Here is a 536-nt window from a genome sequence, read left to right as displayed (position 1 = left end):
TCAAATCAATTTGGTGAGCAATATCCTCAAGTGCGCATGGTCTGCCAAATGGAATTAACGAGCCATCTTCTAACGGGAAGCCAATTTGATTGTGCTTCAACAAATGAGATGGTGCTTGCAGAAGGACTTATCGAATCGACAGCTAACCATTCATTGACCCTATTCGACCGAGGTTTTTACTCGTTAGGACTCCTTCACAAGTGGCAAAATACCGGTGTTGAACGTCACTGGCTTATTCCAATGAGAAAAGGAACTCAATATAAAGTGCTCAGGAAAATAGGCCGTCACCAAAAGCTCATTGAGCTGACAACCACGCCACAATCACGCAAAAAATATCCGAATTTACCTGAGACCATGCAAGCTCGAATGTTAACACGGACTATTGATGGTAAAGAGCGCACCATATTAACGTCGATGGTCGATCCATTGCGTTATCCAAGCGAAGATATTGTTGAGCTTTATGAGCAACGTTGGGAAATCGAACTCGGCTATCGAGAAATGAAACAAGTTTTACTTCAAAATCACTACACGCTACG

Annotated in this window: 1 protein-coding gene; it reads left to right on the top strand. The window is 42.7% G+C overall.

The annotated features are described in order from the left end of the window. On the top strand, nt 1–536 hold a 536-nt coding region (locus tag ACQ661_RS12765; protein ID WP_431668597.1), incomplete at both ends, for an IS4 family transposase.

It is taken from the genome of Pseudidiomarina sp. WS423, assembly GCF_050750165.1.
Lineage (GTDB): Bacteria > Pseudomonadota > Gammaproteobacteria > Enterobacterales > Alteromonadaceae > Pseudidiomarina > Pseudidiomarina fusca.
This window is presented reverse-complemented; position numbering and strand designations above follow the sequence as displayed.